General features: G+C 43.8%; 15 protein-coding genes. 8 read left to right on the top strand and 7 right to left on the bottom strand.

Features of this window, described 5'->3' with window-relative positions:
* Positions 1–99 precede the first annotated feature (99 nt).
* Positions 100–1326, bottom strand: coding sequence for an ROK family protein (locus AB4Z50_RS19010; RefSeq protein ID WP_441881112.1), 1227 nt, complete (start codon positions 1324–1326; stop codon positions 100–102).
* An 85-nt stretch (positions 1327–1411) separates the two neighbouring features.
* On the bottom strand, positions 1412–2305 hold the full coding sequence (locus AB4Z50_RS19005; RefSeq protein ID WP_441881111.1) for a hypothetical protein: 894 nt from the start codon (positions 2303–2305) through the stop codon (positions 1412–1414).
* A gap of 536 nt (positions 2306–2841) precedes the next feature.
* Here AB4Z50_RS19005 and AB4Z50_RS19000 point away from each other — a divergent pair.
* The 3 genes from AB4Z50_RS19000 to AB4Z50_RS18990 all read left to right on the top strand — a co-directional run bounded on the left by AB4Z50_RS19000 (position 2842) and on the right by AB4Z50_RS18990 (position 5812).
* Complete coding sequence (locus tag AB4Z50_RS19000) at positions 2842–3786, top strand: acetamidase/formamidase family protein (protein WP_441881110.1); 945 nt, start codon at positions 2842–2844, stop codon at positions 3784–3786.
* A 177-nt stretch (positions 3787–3963) separates the two neighbouring features.
* The gene (locus AB4Z50_RS18995; protein WP_441881109.1) at positions 3964–4389 is read left to right on the top strand and encodes a MerR family transcriptional regulator; all 426 of its coding nucleotides are present in this window, start codon (positions 3964–3966) and stop codon (positions 4387–4389) included.
* Positions 4390–4393: 4 nt separating this feature from the next.
* Positions 4394–5812: an MDR family MFS transporter gene (locus AB4Z50_RS18990; RefSeq protein ID WP_441881108.1), complete on the top strand. Its 1419-nt coding sequence runs from the start codon at positions 4394–4396 to the stop codon at positions 5810–5812.
* 42 nt (positions 5813–5854) lie between these two features.
* Here AB4Z50_RS18990 and AB4Z50_RS18985 read toward each other — a convergent pair whose 3' ends face one another.
* From AB4Z50_RS18985 to pyk, 3 genes are all read right to left on the bottom strand, one after another.
* Positions 5855–6229: a hypothetical protein gene (locus AB4Z50_RS18985; RefSeq protein ID WP_076268564.1), complete on the bottom strand. Its 375-nt coding sequence runs from the start codon at positions 6227–6229 to the stop codon at positions 5855–5857.
* A gap of 242 nt (positions 6230–6471) precedes the next feature.
* Positions 6472–6768: a hypothetical protein gene (locus AB4Z50_RS18980; protein WP_076268563.1), complete on the bottom strand. Its 297-nt coding sequence runs from the start codon at positions 6766–6768 to the stop codon at positions 6472–6474.
* Between the two features lie 215 nt (positions 6769–6983).
* Positions 6984–8399 (bottom strand): pyruvate kinase, encoded by a 1416-nt coding sequence (pyk, locus tag AB4Z50_RS18975; protein ID WP_430055889.1) that lies wholly within the window; start codon positions 8397–8399, stop codon positions 6984–6986.
* A 105-nt stretch (positions 8400–8504) separates the two neighbouring features.
* Between pyk and AB4Z50_RS18970 the strand changes: the two genes are divergently transcribed.
* Positions 8505–9287, top strand: coding sequence for an AraC family transcriptional regulator (locus AB4Z50_RS18970; RefSeq protein ID WP_441881107.1), 783 nt, complete (start codon positions 8505–8507; stop codon positions 9285–9287).
* Positions 9288–9385: 98 nt separating this feature from the next.
* A complete protein-coding gene (locus AB4Z50_RS18965) occupies positions 9386–10015 on the top strand; it encodes a type 1 glutamine amidotransferase family protein (protein ID WP_441881106.1) in 630 nt (209 codons plus the stop codon).
* Here AB4Z50_RS18965 and AB4Z50_RS18960 read toward each other — a convergent pair.
* Positions 9995–11380, bottom strand: coding sequence for an MFS transporter (locus AB4Z50_RS18960; RefSeq protein ID WP_441881203.1), 1386 nt, complete (start codon positions 11378–11380; stop codon positions 9995–9997). The two genes, AB4Z50_RS18965 and AB4Z50_RS18960, sit on opposite strands and share 21 nt — an antisense overlap.
* Positions 11381–11493: 113 nt before the next feature.
* Between AB4Z50_RS18960 and AB4Z50_RS18955 the strand changes: the two genes are divergently transcribed.
* On the top strand, positions 11494–12381 hold the full coding sequence (locus AB4Z50_RS18955) for a LysR family transcriptional regulator (RefSeq protein WP_441881105.1): 888 nt from the start codon (positions 11494–11496) through the stop codon (positions 12379–12381).
* A 79-nt stretch (positions 12382–12460) separates the two neighbouring features.
* Here the strand turns inward: AB4Z50_RS18955 and AB4Z50_RS18950 are convergent, their stop codons facing one another.
* A complete protein-coding gene (locus AB4Z50_RS18950; protein ID WP_441881104.1) occupies positions 12461–12865 on the bottom strand; it encodes a CBS domain-containing protein in 405 nt (134 codons plus the stop codon).
* A 504-nt stretch (positions 12866–13369) separates the two neighbouring features.
* Between AB4Z50_RS18950 and thrS the strand changes: the two genes are divergently transcribed.
* Complete coding sequence (gene thrS / locus AB4Z50_RS18945) at positions 13370–15283, top strand: threonine--tRNA ligase (RefSeq protein WP_441881103.1); 1914 nt, start codon at positions 13370–13372, stop codon at positions 15281–15283.
* A gap of 293 nt (positions 15284–15576) precedes the next feature.
* A complete protein-coding gene (locus AB4Z50_RS18940; protein ID WP_441881102.1) occupies positions 15577–16401 on the top strand; it encodes a MetQ/NlpA family ABC transporter substrate-binding protein in 825 nt (274 codons plus the stop codon).

Raw genomic sequence — 16401 nt, 5'->3', positions numbered from 1 at the left:
ATATTGAAACTTGAACGCGTTCATTTAAAACGCCCAAGGAACAATCTAATTTATTATTGATTAATAAACTTAATTAACTAATTGAAGGAATAGGAGGCTTTAAGCCTCCTGCTCCTCCAGCAGTTCACTGAACATAGTCTCCAATCCAATGGCAATCCCGCCAATCAAAACAGCTTTCGTCTTGAGCGCCGTATCCACGATAGCCGTATTTCCTAGCCCTAAACGCCTAACTTCATCCCGTATTGTATCGGTGTAAGCCGAACCGAGGGTGACGAACCCACCACCCAATATAACGGTATCCAAATCAAGTAAAAATAGCATGTTTGCTACGAAGGCAGCCATAATCTTTGCACAGCGCTTCACATGTTTAACGCTAAGGGCATCTCCTTCTAATGTCGCCATTATAATGTGATTAAAATCGATCTTAGCAATGTCGCCATTCACAGCTTTAAGCAGTCTGCTTTCGCCCCCAGCCTCCAGCTCTGCTCTAACCGATCTGACCAAAGCTTCTATTGTAACCAGATCGCGCAACCGAGAGCTCTCAAATAACCCATCCTGTCGTTCCGTATTCTCTGCCTCTACGTTCACGATGTAATTTTCTATTTCACCTGCAAGATGAAATTTCCCCGGATACAACGATCCTCCAAGCACAATACCAAGACCCACACCCACGTCAACGCTTACAAACACAGCATTTGCGTGACCCTGTGCAGCTCCAAATTTTATTTCACCTAGAACAGCAGAATTGATATCCTTTTGTACCAGTACTCTAACACCGAATTTATTTAGAAGCGGTTCTCTGAAATTCACAGTGCCGAGTCGCTCCAGATACGATCCGCACTTTACGATACCTAAATCATTATCCACTTGACCTGGTATAGAGATAGATATAGCAAGCAATTGATTTACTAATACACTGCTCTTAACAAGAAGTTCATCAATCTTGCTTATTATTAGCTCCATTAACTGGTTGATGTCATATTGTTCAATATCGAATTTCACTTCTTGAATAATAATTGGATTTAGATTTGAAATGCCCACCGTAATACAAGGATTGCTTAGATCAACGGAGATGATATAGCCAAAGTTATCATTCAACCGCAAACGGCTTGCTTTTCTTCCCACACCTGTGAAGCCATCCTCTGTTTCCCTTAGAATGCCTAACTTAACCAATTGATCTGCGTTCGTGCAAACGCTAGGTACACTCAGCTTCAACAGCTTTGACAGCTCACTTCTTGTAGCGCTTTCATCTCTTCTAATCGCATCTATGATTAAATTTTGATTCATGATTCTTACATGTTTCTGCTTTGCTGATACTTTGGACAAACGACAACCTCTCTTCTAAAATTGATTAATAAATAAACTTAATTAAATAATAAGATTTGCCATTATGATTGTCAATAACTATTATTTACATATTCACAAACACGATGGCGAGCAAGCCAATGCCTATTCCGATGATGCCGCCACGAGACATTTTCTCTTTAAATAAAACAGCGGAGAGGATCGTTAGAAGCACAATCATACTTCCATTGACGAGCGGAAACAAATGAAGACCTGACATTCGTCCTGACAAATACGTTATTATCGCATTTCCAGTACCGGTTGATCCTGCTATGGCTACAATGTACAGTGTCAAAATACGAAGCTGTCGTACAGTAGGAATTGGCTTGCTTTGTCTTTGGAATCCCCCAGTGAAAAGAATACCGCAAAGTGAAAATAAGAACGCCGATCCAAATCCTACACACATAAAGGGAATCAGCTCATGCCCCTCAAGTAACGTCTGCTGCCATTTCATGATGATTGGCAAGGTACCATTTAAAATAAAGGCAAGAAGACAATAAACTAACCATTTCATTCCTGCTGCTTCGTGCCCTTTGCTTCCAAACACATTGATGAAATAGAAGGATAGGATAAAAAGAGCAATACCCATAAATTTCATGCCGGTCATCGGTTCATTCCAAAGTACAACACTTGCAACAACAGGCAGAAGAAGGCTTGCTGAGAAATAAAAAGCAGAGTAAGATAACGGTCCCGTATTCATAGCGCAGGAATAGAACAAAACAGTAAGTACAAAAACAAGTCCATAAAACACTCCAAGCACAAGCGTAGCGGTATGGATGCCATTCAAATCTGACATGAGCCATGATACAAAAAAGCCAATAGCAATTATCGCCGTATAAGCCGAACTCCGTTTGAAAAAGGAGGATAATCCCTCATTGTTATTCGTGCTTCTCATTTGTTTCAAAGCTAACGTCTGAATAATGAACATCAGAACAGCGCAAAAGGCCAACAATATATTCAATAGATTCCATCCTTTTTATTCATCTACCATAAACAATATCCAGTCTATGGCGGCCTTCTTCACTATCAACTAGTCACAGCCCACGAATGGGCATTTCATCATATTTATTAATAAAAATCTCAATAATCTAAGGAATGTATGAGGAACCGCCTCCAATAACCGCTATTTTTAAACTTTTTTTCTGCTCCGTCATGCTTTGGACTTCCTAAATGGTTGTAACACTAAAACATACACATCATTAATCTATATCTGTATTTTGGTTCACACTCCTATTCAAATCAAAAAGATATTGGCAAGCGCATGATCTTCATCCCGCTTAGCCTTACTTCTATTGTAAAATAAAAAAAATCGTTCTTCTTATGATAAAGAACGATTTTATAATACTATCTTACTGTATGTAGTCCATGGGGGAGGTTCCAACCGTTAGGACAAACAATGAGCTAAATTGAGATGGACTCACTTCATATAACTATTAATTTTCCAATTATGGTAATATAAATTTGAAAGACAATTTAGCTTTTTTGGAGGGATCATTCATGACCGTTCACGAAATTGAATTGGCGCAAGGCTCCCTAATTGGCTCGTTTACAACAGAAGTGACTCCGCTGCTTACGATCGAATCAGGTGATTCCATTCGTTTTCAAACGCTGGATGCAGGCTGGGGTACAGGTACAAGCAATCAAGATAGATATAAACCTTTTTCAAGAAGACAGGATATCGATAGTGGTCATGCATTAATTGGCCCCATATTTATTAAAGAAGCAAAAAAAGGAATGACCCTTGAGATTAGATTTAATGATATCATTCCAGGATCATACGGCTTTACAGCAGCAGGCCAATATCCAAATTGGCAAAATCAAAAGCTAAAGCTAACCGAATATAAAGAGATTTCCCTCGATTGGAAGCTAGACAAGGAATGGATGAGGGGAACCTGTCTCATTAATGACAAATCGTTTACGGTAGAGCTACAACCCTTTATGGGCGTGATTGGGATGCCCCCTGATAGTCCAGGTATTCATTCCACTTTTCCTCCTCGCGCCTGCGGCGGCAATATTGATTGCAAGGAGCTTGTCAAAGGAAGCAAACTATATTTGCCGATCTCTGTAGACGGAGGTTATTTATCCATAGGAGATGGCCACGCTCGTCAAGGCGATGGGGAGATTAGTTGTCAGGCGATTGAGTCTACAATGGATTTGGTTGACGTAACGATAACGGTGAAGGAAAACATCGTTTTGACGAATCCTAGAGCGAATACACCTTCAGGCTGGATTACGTTTGGCTTTCATGAAGACTTAAATGAAGCCACCGTAGAGGCGCTGGATGGGATGCTTGATCTTATGGGTGAATTATATGGTTTAAACCGAGTGGAAGCGATCGCACTTGGAAGCTCGGTTGTTGACTTAAAGATTACTCAAATTGTGAATGGCATTAAAGGCGTTCACGCTTGCTTACCGCATGGCGCGTTCAAGTCATCGATATAGCTGGGATCAAAAAACAATTTGGAACATGCAGTTATGTTTCAGATTGTTTTTTTTGCTTATGAACGGCAAGTTATTTGCACAACTGCTGCTCCATCACTATTGCTCTCCAAAAGTTAACGTTGACGTTAACTGTTACTAGGGGTATGCTTATTGTAGAAAATTCGGAGGTGCTCGACATTGGATTTGTTAAAAATTGAAGAAGTAGCCAAGCGTACTGGATTAACGAAACGCGCCATTCGGTATTATGAGGATTTTGGTCTAATCTCTGCACCGGAGCGGACGCAAGGCGGTATTCGGTTATATTCAGAGGAAAATATAGAGAAAATCAACAAAATACTGCTCGTAAAAGAGGTACTCGGCTTCTCGCTTGCAGAGCTTCAGCAGTATATGGAGTTTCAATCGCTCATTGAGCAGCAGAAAAGTGAATATCGTACGAGTGAGGATCGCGAAGCGCGAAAATTGAAGCTTTTCGAAATATCACAGGTGCTCCATAAGGAAAAAACGATGATCGACATGAAAATTAAACGTATGGAGCAGTTTAAAGATGAACTTACCGAAACAGAGAAGCGTGTACAGAAGGCTTTGGATCAATTACAGGAATAGGAGCATGAATGTGGATACCTCGCAAAAAGCAGCTTCGTCATTTTGGACCATTATGATTGCCGTTTTTTTCGGTAACTTCATGGCCTCTTTGAGTACAACTACGATAAATGTGGCGTTGCCTATCTTTATGGATGATTTTCATGCCAGTTTAAACACGGTGCAATGGATGTTATCCGGTTTTATGATGGCAACAGGTATTATTGCTCCGATTATCGGTTTTATGGGTGATAAGTGGAGCTACAAAAAATTATATGTGATTGCACTAGCCGGTTTTACTTTAACGTCTGCGCTTTGTACCTTCGCTTGGAGTATTGAATCTCTTATTGCATTTCGGATTTTGCAAGGATTCTTCAGCGGAATTATTATGCCCACTACGATGACAATCATTTACCAGACCATTGAGAAATCAAAACAGGCTGTTGCCGTCAGCTTCTGGAGCGTATCAGCGATGCTTGCTCCTGCGCTTGGGCCGACGATAGGCGGATGGCTTGCTGAAATTTATGGCTGGAAATCATTATTTCTAATGAACATTCCGATTGGCATTATTGCTGTGCTTATTGCCGCGAAGTACATTCCTAATTATCGATTAAGCACCGGGATTAAGCTGGATTGGATCGGGTTTGGCGCAGTTCTCATCGGAACAAGCGCATTGCTGGTCGCATTTAGCGAGGCGCATAATTGGGGCTGGGCGGGCTGGCAAACACTCGGATTGATCGCTGCTGGTTTAGTCGTGCTTGCTTATTTTGTGGTAAGGACTCTGCGAGTCAGCAATCCTTTATTAAATTTGCGAGTACTGAAGATCCCGAGGTTTACTTACGGAGTCATTCTAAACTGCTGTATAACGATTTCCTTATATGCAGGCACGTTACTCGTTCCGATCTTCATGCAAAATATAAAAGGGGAGTCGAGCTTTACTACCGGTATGGTTATGCTTCCAGGTACACTTGCGATGGTATTAATCTCGCTTGCAGTAGGCAGGCTTTATGGCAAAATAGGACCATCGAGGCTAATCTTCATCGGTTTACTGCTAATGGGATTAGCCACATGGGAGCTTAGCCATGCAAATGTGGCGACAAGCGCGGCATTTATTACGGTATGGGTGGCTATTCGTTATATGGGGATTGGCTTCAGCAACATGCCCGTGACGAACGCTGCGATGTCTGCCGTACCAAGCGTCAATTCAGGTCATGCCTCTGCGGTGATGAACTGGATCAGGCAGGGGACATCAGCGTTATCGATTAGTTTGTTCAGCACGATCCTCTCTGCGCAGACGATTGCTCATTTGGAGGACGGAGTATCGTCCAAAACCATTGCGCTGTCGCTTAGCGTTCAGGATGTTTTCCATCTGGGGACGATTATTATTATTTGCTCTATCCCACTTACGCTATTGCTGCGGAAACGAAAGGCAGCTGCAGTACAATAAGAAAGAGCGCCGATTGCGGCGCTCTTTCTTATTTCATGGAAGTTAAAATACATGTGCGCCTTCCAAGGCGACCTTAATTTTGCCGTTAGTCTCCAGCACCTTCACCTTTACTTTGCGGCCAGGCTGATACTGAGGAATATTAACCATATAAATGGCGGTTTTAATGATGGCGCGATAAGGATCTGCATGCTCTCTTGGAATCGTTAATCCGATAAAAACCTCAGGATGACCGTTAATCTCCGTATTGGTTTTTTGTATGGAGCTCACAGTCGCGTCAAAGGATTCGCCATGTTTCAAAATAAATTTAGTTTCCCGAGTATCCTTAAACGATTGCCGAATGACGATGAAGGCAAGCAGGAAAAGCGGCACGGAAATGAGGGTAATGACAACTAAGGTGATACTTTCATTTGTACTCACGAATCACCAACTTTCATGGATCATGAACGGTATAGCTTCATGCTGACTCTAAGCTTTTATAATCCTAGAAGAAGCATAACACAACCAATTCAACATGAAAATATTTCCAAAGCCTTATTAAGGAATAGGTACTTTAGCAGCTGTCAAAGTCGTAAACAGTTTATTTTGTACGATAAAAAAAGGCTGTTTCATGAGGTCATTTGACCCGAAACAGCCTTTCTGCTCCTATTCTAGTAATATTTCTATAGGAATGGCGTCTTTTTTACAAAGCTTTGTGCGAGATGGTCAGCATGTAGATCTTTGTCGTTTTTCTTATAGTTTTCAAGAACGTCGATCAAATAATCGTCTGCTGGGTTGTTGGAGCGGAAAATAAACTGCTCTTCATTCTCGATATGTACATCATGTCCGCATTGTTTCAGGACTTCTTGATAATCTTGAACAGTTGGTTTTGTGTTTTCTTCTAGGTACATGAGTCCGGTTAGCGTCTTGGTTGCCGAGCCATGCATAATTTTGAAATGAACGGTATGTTCTTTTTTCATACCCATTCCCTCCTAAGTGTAGAAACGATGTGTTGTTATTATTATAATATGCTCCAAAAGGCATAGGAAAGCATGTCATTTGTGAAAGCTTCATGAAAGTATCGTTATGTTGAGTCGTTCGGGCTGCATTTATAGCATTTATATGAGTAAAAAGCTGCATCGTCCTCGGACGGCGCAGCTTTTTAATATCATGCCATTTTTGGCGAAATAATTACTTATACTTGTGCTACTTTGATAAGATTGGTTGCCCCGGCTTGGCCGATTGGCACGCCAGCGGAAAGCACGATAATATCGCCTGTATCAATAAGCCCAGTCAGCTTGGCATTGCGGATAGCGGACTCGAACATTTCGTCTGTTGTTGTTACTGCATCGCCTTTAACCGGAATAACGCCGGAGAGCAAGCAAATTTTTGGAAGCACATGATCATGCTGCGTTATCGCGATAATTGGTGACATCGGACGGTACTTGGATACCATGCGAGCAGTAAAGCCGCTTTCCGTTGAAGTAAGAATTGCTTTGGCGCTCAGCTCAAGCGAGGAGCTAACGACACCTTGGCTAATTACCTCCGTAATGTTCGTGCTTTGCTGCGATCTCTTTTTATCGAATTGCTCTTTATAATCGATCATGGATTCCGCTTTTCTTGCGATGGAAGCCATTGTCCGTACGGATGGGATAGGGTATTTTCCAGCAGCTGTCTCGCCGGATAGCATCACGACGTCAGCGCCTTGAATAACCGCATTGGCTACGTCGCTTACTTCAGCCCGAGTTGGACGCGGGTTAACCTGCATCGATTCGAGCATATGTGTAGCAACGATAACCGGCTTGCCTACAAGATTACATTTGTTGATCATCTCACGCTGCATCATCGGCACGTCTTCGATCGGTACCTCTACGCCTAGATCGCCACGCGCAACCATAATGCCATCGGATGCTTCGATAATTGCATCAAGGTTTTGCATGCCCTCAGCGTTCTCAATTTTGGAAATGATTTGTACATGGCTTGCATTTGCTTCTTCAAGAATGTTGCGGATTTCCAAAATGTCCTCTGCTTTTCTTACGAAGGAAGCAGCAATGATCTCAACATTATGTTTGATGCCAAAATGAATATGCACCACATCGCGCTCCGTTACGCCTGGCAGCGTCGTTTTGATGCCTGGCAGGTTAACGCCTTTGCGAGGTTTCAATATGCCGCCGCTCACGATTTTGCAACGAATATCGTTACCTTCAACCGACAATACCGTCAGATCAACAAGTCCATCATCAATGAGAATCCGGTCGCCTGTTTTTACGACAAGCGGAAGCTCGGAATAGTTTACAGGAAGACGAGTTGCATCGCCGAGTACATCCTCCGTTGTGAGAATCAATTCTTCACCGATAACCAGCTCGCAAGACGCTTCCTTCAGCTTGCCGATCCGCACCTCAGGACCTTTAATATCCATCATAATGGGAACAAAAGTGTTCAGCTCGCGTGCAGCCTGCCGTATATTGTTCATTCGCATAACGTGATCTTCTAATTCGCCGTGAGCCATATTCAGTCTACCAACGGTCATCCCTGCTTGGATCATTTCTTTAATCGTCGAAACGGAGTCGCAAGCGGGCCCCATTGTACAAATAATTTTTGTTTTTAGCATGTTGTAGGCCTCCTTATTTTTTTCATTGTAACGTGAAAAGTCGAAAGGAGATAAGAACTATAGTACAATGAATGTACAATAGTACGGTTCTAAGGAGCGTTCATTATGCTATCAATTATGGATGTGCATCAGGACAACGGGGCGGATTGGTACGAGGAAGGTGAGGGGCGCATGTTATCCTTTCATCTCTCGTTAGTGACTTATGGGAAATGTGTATATTGGGTGAACGAGGAGAAGGTGATTTTGGAAAAAGGAGATTTGCTCCTTATACCGGGGCATATTCCATACTATGGGAAAAGCATTCCAACGGTCGTCCACACGAAGTATGTGGTCAATTTTTGCAAAATCGCTACCGAGTGCAGCCTTCCTCTGCTTCAGCTGGAAGAGCCGTTAAAGCAACGGCTCGGGCGCTTTGAAGTGATACAGGAGAGGCTGCGGGGAGTTTGGACACAATACAAGGAGAAACCGCCTTATTATGAACTCATGGCAGAAGCGCTGCTTACGGAAGCGCTGGTTTATCTCAATCAAGAGAAGGATCGCGGAATGATTTCCTCGGACAAGCATCGGCGTGTTGACAGCATGAAGCAATATATTTCGACGCATTATCGCGAGAGGGTGACGAAGGAGGAGCTGGGGGATGTCATTAATACGACACCGAATTATGCGGCTACTTTGTTTAAGGCGGTTACGAACCAGACGATCAGCGAATATGTACACAATCAGCGAATGAAGACGGCGATCTACATGCTGACCGAATCGCAGCTGATGATTAGTGAAATCGCCGACTATTTAGGATATAACGATGTTTCGTATTTTTATCGCATATTCAAGCGCATTGTTGGCAGCTCTCCATCTGATTTCCTGCATGAGCGCTCTTCAACCGTTTAATTGATTTTTATCAAGTTTAAAAAACTTCACTGACGGGGGATGTCAGTGAAGTTTTTTTATAATAGGGGTATTCAGACATTACAAAAGGAGTGTTTATTATGCAGACAAAAAAAGTATATCTTTATGTTTTTGATACGATGGCAGATTGGGAAGTAGGTTATTTAACTGCTGAACTTAACTCGGGGAGATATTTTAAAAAGGAGGCAGCACCTTTAGAAGTTATTACAGTCGGCGTGGATAAAAATCCTGCTACTACAATGGGCGGATTGAAAATATTGCCTGCTATTTCTGTTGAAGAGTGTAGTTTGGAAAGTACGGATGTACTCGTTCTTCCAGGCGGAGATACTTGGATGGAACCCATTCACGAGCCTATATTGAAAAAAGCTTCAAAAGCATTAGAAGAAGGAACAGTAGTTGCAGCGATTTGTGGCGCTACAATGGGACTTGCAAAGATGGGATTGCTTGACTCAAGAAGACATACAAGTAACGATCTCGAATATTTGAAAATGATTTGTCCTAATTATACGGGAGAAAAATATTATGAAACGGAGCCTGCAGTAACAGATGGAAACTTAGTTACTGCATCTGGTATAGCCCCGCTGGAGTTTGCGATGCATGTACTGCAGCTGTTGGATGTTTTTGCGCCAAATACATTACAGGCTTGGTTTAAGCTTTATCAGACTCATGAATCAAAATATTTCTTTGAATTAATGGATTCCGTATCGTAATGAATCCCGGCGCGGCCGGTTCAGGAATACCAAAGACAACGCAATGACCGTGAGGATAATTCCGAGCACGTGAAATCCCTCGAAGCTGAACGTATCGCCCATAACGATACCTATCAGCAATGAGGAGAGGATGGTTCCAAAGTATCTGGATGTATTAAATAATCCGGATGCTACACCGATTATTTCTTTTGGAGAGCTTTGGAACAAGGATGCTTGCATCCCTACATTGTTCAGCCCATTGCTAATACCGAATGCAGCCAAAGCTAGACATACGCTAATAACCGGTGAATTTTGATTCAATGTGACGAGCCACACTGACCCAAGTGTCATGAGTATGGCAGATACCAGCAATGCTGGTCTTGGTCCTGATTTATCGATCCATCGTCCTGCGATTGGAGAAGTAACTAGCGAGCATAAGCCTAAGCTTAGCATGAGAATCCCGGTTTGGAACTCACTGACATGGCGTACCATTTGCAAGTAGGAAGGTAGCCCGAAAAAGAGCGAGTAATATAGTACGTTAACGAGCATGAATTCTACATTTACCCAAGTCATCGCTGGATATTTGGCGAATGTGCGCAGTGGAATAAAAGGTGACGCCGTTTTTAACTCATGTCGAACGAATGCCCCAAGTGCAGCAAGTCCGACCAGCAAGGCAATGACATTTCCGAATGAGAGATGCCCAGATGATTTGGCTGAGAGCAATGAAGCGAGCAGGGCAACCAGACCTACTGTAAAGAGCAGGATTCCTGACGCATCTATCAAATCAAACCACATACGAAAAGACATGTCCTTTGCAGCGTGCATTTGCGGTTCATCCATAGGAATCGTTCTCCATGCTAATAGAAAGCTAGCTATCGCAAATGGAATATTGACGAAAAAGATAGCCGTCCAATCCCACGAATGAATCAAGATCCCGCCAATAAAGGGTCCTATGGCTGCCGCTCCCGATAGAAAGATGGACAAAACAGACAGCGCAGTCGCTTGTTTCTCTGTAATATGAATGCGTACAATGGCCATTCCAACGGCAACCATCATGCTTGTTCCAATGGCTTGCACAATGCGGAACACAATGAGCCATCCGAAGTTTGGTGACAGCGGAGCTAGTAATGACGCAACGAAGGCTACAACAAGGCCGGCAAGAAAGATCTTCCTGCGCCCGAATAAATCGCTGGCCTTTCCCATAATAGGTTGAGCGATGCTGCTTGCAATGTAAAAGGAAAAAATAATCCAAGAAACACTTGTAAAATCAAGTTGGAATACATGCTGCAGACGTGGAATAGCAACTGAAACCATCGAAGAATTTAATGGGTTCAATAGTATTCCTAGACCAACAGAGATCATTAACCACCTGCTGCGAACACTCATTTTTGAATCGCCCCCAAATCGTATTAATGTCATCGTACTTGAAATCATTTATTCATTCCAACGCATTTGATGCTATAATCTCATTGACTTGAGGGAATGAATGGGGGAGCAAAATGGAACTTCTTCAACTGCAATATTTTCTTACGGTAGCTCGTTTGGAGCATATGACCGAAGCTGCACGCAATCTGCACGTTACTCAGTCTTCACTAAGCAAAACGATTGGGCGCTTGGAGGAGGATTTAGGGGTTCCCTTATTCGATCGAATAGGGAGGAATTTGCGATTGAATGAGTATGGCAGCCTATTCCTCCGCCGTGCAGAAAGGGCATTGTTTGAATTGGAGCAGGGGAAGCAGGAGCTTAGCGATTTATCCAGCCCGGAACATAGCACGCTCAAATTAGCAGTGACCACTGCAAGCAAATTGCCCAATATCCTTCGTGAGTTTCGGAAAAAACGTCCTGATATTCAATTTCATGTGCAAATGCTCACCACACAGGAAATGGTTACGCTTCTGGATAGAGGAGAAGTGGATTTTTGCTTGTCCTCGCCTCCTATAGAAGGGGATGATATCGAATGTCAAATCGTGTTTATCGACCCGATCCTTGTAGCTGTTCCAAAGGGGCATCGGCTGGCAGATCGAAGCAGCGTATCTTTGGCAGAGCTAAGGGATGAATGGTTTGTCGGAGTGAAAAAAGGTTACGGTACGCGCGATTTAGTTGACTCTTTATGCGAATCGATTGGATTTGTACCAAAATATGTGTATGAGGGGGATGAACCTGCAAGGCTTAGCATGCTTGTAGAGGCCGAAATAGGTATAGCCTTCATACCCAGCACGGCAAGGAATTCGCGGGAACAAATCCATTATCTCCAAATAGAGAATCACGAATTAGTACGGGAGATAGCGCTATTATGGCATAGGAATCGGTATATTTCGCGAGCTGCTCTGGAATTTCGTGAGGTCGTTGCAGCGTATTTTGAAGCGTTATCCAAACAAAGCATTTAAGCGTGTTCACCACTAATTCATCATAAAAGGCTGCCGGCGACGGCAGCCTTCTTGAAATGCATGATCTGGCTTTTCCAAGCTAATCAGAAATATTTCGGGTATAGTATTCGATGATATCTTTGCGGCGAATAATACCAAGAAAGACACGATCGATGTCTACGACGGGAACGAAGTTCTGATCGGCCGCCAGCGCCAGCATATCGTCCAAATCGGCGTTGATCGCGACACATTCGACTTTCATCCGTTTTTTGATGGAGACGACAGGAATTTCGTGCATTGTATCGAAGGTGAGGCCGGGTGTGGCTTTCAACTTCCATAACAAATCCCCTTCGGAAAGTGTTCCGAAATATAAGCCATTGTCGTCCAAGATCGGAATGGCTGTATAGTGGCTAGCCTCTAATTTATCTATGGCTTCTTTCATATTAGAGGATGTCATGAGGTATGAGACCTCGTTTTTTGGAAATAGAAACGATTTGATGTCCATTGAATCACGCTCCTTTGGTATATTAAAGCATATTTTGTCCGATGGTGCATGTGGAAGTGACTGGGCACGTCTAAAATGATCGAATAAAAATGCTAAAAATTATGCTTATTTCCATGAATACTTGGCTGCAGTTGACTTATTGGAACATTCGAATTACAATTTACCCATAAATAGGCTTTGACCAAAGACATGATTACCTTATACGAGCTGTCCAGAGAGAGAGGCTAAGGCTGAGAGCTTCTCCAGCAACCGATTGTGTAATTACCCCTTTGTAGCCGTGTTATTGAACCCGCTGTTTGCACAAAGCGATTGTAAATAACACCGATTCATCCTCGTTACCGGGTGCTCAATAAGGATCTTGCTGTAACTTTAAGTCTGGCGGATAGCCAGTCATATAAAGCAGCAGATCGAATGAGGGTGGAACCACGAGCTGAACGCACTCGTCCCTTGGTGGGAGAGATGTGTTTTTTTTGCGTTCAACTACATTCGATCGGAGGCTGCATGATGAGTATTGCAATTACATTACCGGATGGAACAGTTAAGGAGTATCCACGGGGGACAACCGCCGCGCAATTGGCGGAATCAATCAGTACTGGCCTTGGCAAAAATGCAGTCGCGGGAAAAGTCGATGGCAGGCTCGTCGATCTGAACGAGCCCATCCTAGCAAGCAGCAGCGTTGAAATTATAACGCTTGATGGTGCTGATGGTTTAGCGATTTACCGTCACAGTACAGCGCATGTGATGGCACAAGCCATAAAGCGTATCTATGGGGAAAAGACTGTGAAGCTTGGGATTGGTCCTGTTATTGAGGATGGCTTCTACTATGACATTGATATCGAGAAGCCGTTGTCTACAGATGATCTTGCTGCGATAGAAGCGGAGATGAGCAAGGTTATTCAAGAAAACCTGCCTATTACGCGTCGTGAAGTGAGTCGCGAGGAAGCGACAGCTTTATTCGCACAGGAGGAAGAGCCGCTCAAGCTGGAGTTAATTCGTGATTTGCCGGACGATTCCATTATTTCGCTGTATGAGCAAGGCGAGTTTGTTGACCTTTGCCGCGGTCCTCATTTACCTTCCACAGGACGCATCAAGGCGTTCAAGCTGCTAAGTGTAGCAGGCGCTTACTGGCGTGGCAATTCGGACAACAAAATGCTGCAGCGCATATATGGCACGTCGTTCCCGAAAAAGGCGCAGCTTGATGAGCATTTGCACCTGCTGGAGGAAGCGAAGAAGCGTGATCACCGCAAGCTGGGCAAGGAATTGGAGCTTTTCATGTTCTCAGAAGAGGCGCCGGGCATGCCGTTCTACCTGCCGAACGGCATGACAATTCGTACGGAGCTGGAGAGCCTGATTCGCGAGAAGCAGTGGCAGCGGGATTATGAGGAGGTACGCACGCCATTTATGATGAACCAGCGGATGTGGGAGCAATCGGGTCACTGGGATCATTATAAGGACAATATGTATTTTACAAATGTGGATGACACGGCTTATGCGCTAAAACCGATGAACTGCCCGGGGCATATGCTGATTTTCAAAAACAGTCTGCACTCGTATAGAGAGCTTCCGATTCGGATGTCGGAATTTGGCCAGGTTCATCGCCATGAGTACTCGGGTGCTCTGAACGGCATGATGCGGGTGCGTACGTTTTGCCAGGATGATGCTCATATATTCGTGCGGCCTGATCAGATTGAAGCAGAGATCAGCCATGCGATCGCATTGATCGACCATATCTACGGCGTATTCGGTTTTGATTTCAAAATTGAGCTGTCGACTAGACCAGAGGACTCAATGGGTTCCGAGGAGCTATGGGATCAAGCGGAGCAATCACTGCGCAGCGTACTGGTCAGCCGCAATATTCAATATCGCGTAAATGAGGGCGACGGTGCATTTTATGGGCCAAAAATCGACTTTCATATCCTCGATGCTTTGAAGCGGAGCTGGCAATGCGGCACGATTCAGCTTGATTTCCAAATGCCTGAGAAATTTGATTTGTCCTATATTGGCGAAGACAACCAGAAGCATCGCCCTGTCGTTATTCATCGTGCGGTATATGGATCGATTGATCGTTTTATCGGTATATTGACAGAGCATTATTCAGGAGCATTCCCATTATGGCTCGCACCTGTTCAGGTTAAGCTGCTGCCTGTCTCGGAGAAATATATCGATTATGCCTTGCAGGTGAAGGAAGCACTCGCTGAAGCGGGCATTCGCACTAAAGTGGATACACGGAATGAGAAGCTGGGTTATAAAATTCGCGAGGCTGGCCTTGAAAAGGTGCCTTACACATTGGTACTCGGTGAAAGTGAGAAAAACGCGGGCAGCGTTGCCATCAGGAAAAGAGGCGAAGGTGATCTCGGATCACTAGCGATTGCTGAGGTTGTACAGCGGATTAAGGATGAGGTGCAGGCTAAATCGTAAGATGGCTAGCGCGGCTGCAGCATGGTGCAATAACGGAGCGGCAGCCGTTCCACGTTGGAATTGGTCATCCATGGAAGAGCTAGCGCTTGAATGACAAATAAAATCGTTGACAGAAGCAATGAATATAATCTATAGTAAGCTCATCGGAATTATAAGAAATCGAGCTGATTAGACGACTAAAAGCTCTTATTTCACGGAACGGCGCAAACAGCCGGCATCGTGGAATAAGAGCTTTTCTGTTTTTCTAGACATGTAATCAGCTTGAAAAACAAATAGGAAGCAGGGGAGATCATATGAAACAAAAGATCGTATTGATTATGCTGACACTGGTATTAACCGCTGTGCTTGCCGCGTGCGGCAACAAATCAGAATTGAGCGGTGCAGAGGGAGAAGGAGAGAAAGCGAAGCTTAAGGTAGGCATTTCGGCAGGCGTTGAGGAAGAGATTTGGAAACAGGTGCAGGAAGTTGCGGCTAAGGATAACCTCGATATTGAGCTTGTTGTATTCAATGACTATGTACAGCCGAATAAAGTGCTGGCGGAAGGCGAGCTTGATGCCAATGCATTCCAGCATGAGCCGTATCTCGATCAATTCAAGAAGGATAACAACCTTGATTTGGTGAAGATCGCAAACACGCTTAATTTTCCAATCGGCTTCTACTCCAAAAAAATCAAAGACGTTTCTGAAATAAAGGAAGGCGATGTCATCGGCCTGCCTAATGATCCGACGAATGGCGCACGCGCGTTGATTCTATTTGAAAATGCTGGACTGATCAAGTTAAAAGAAGGCGTTGGCATTAAAGCGACTGTTCGCGACATCGCAGAAAACAAGCTCAAATTGAAATTTGAGGAGCTGGATGCAGCATTCATACCGAAAGCGCTTGGCGATCTGACGGCGGCAGTAATCAACACCAACTATGCGGTAGAAGCGGGTTTTGTGCCAACGAAGGATGCCATTTTTATTGAGCCAAAGGATTCTCCTTGGGTAAATATTATTGCAGTAAGAACCGAGGACAAGGATAAGCCGGTATTCCAAAGATTGATTAAGGCTTATCATTCCGACCAAGTCAAGAAATTCGTAGAAGAAAAATACGGCACGTACATTGTCGCATCTTGGTAA

Origin of the sequence: Paenibacillus sp. 2TAB26 (assembly GCF_052115145.1) — a bacterium.
Lineage (GTDB): Bacteria > Bacillota > Bacilli > Paenibacillales > Paenibacillaceae > Pristimantibacillus.
This window is presented reverse-complemented; position numbering and strand designations above follow the sequence as displayed.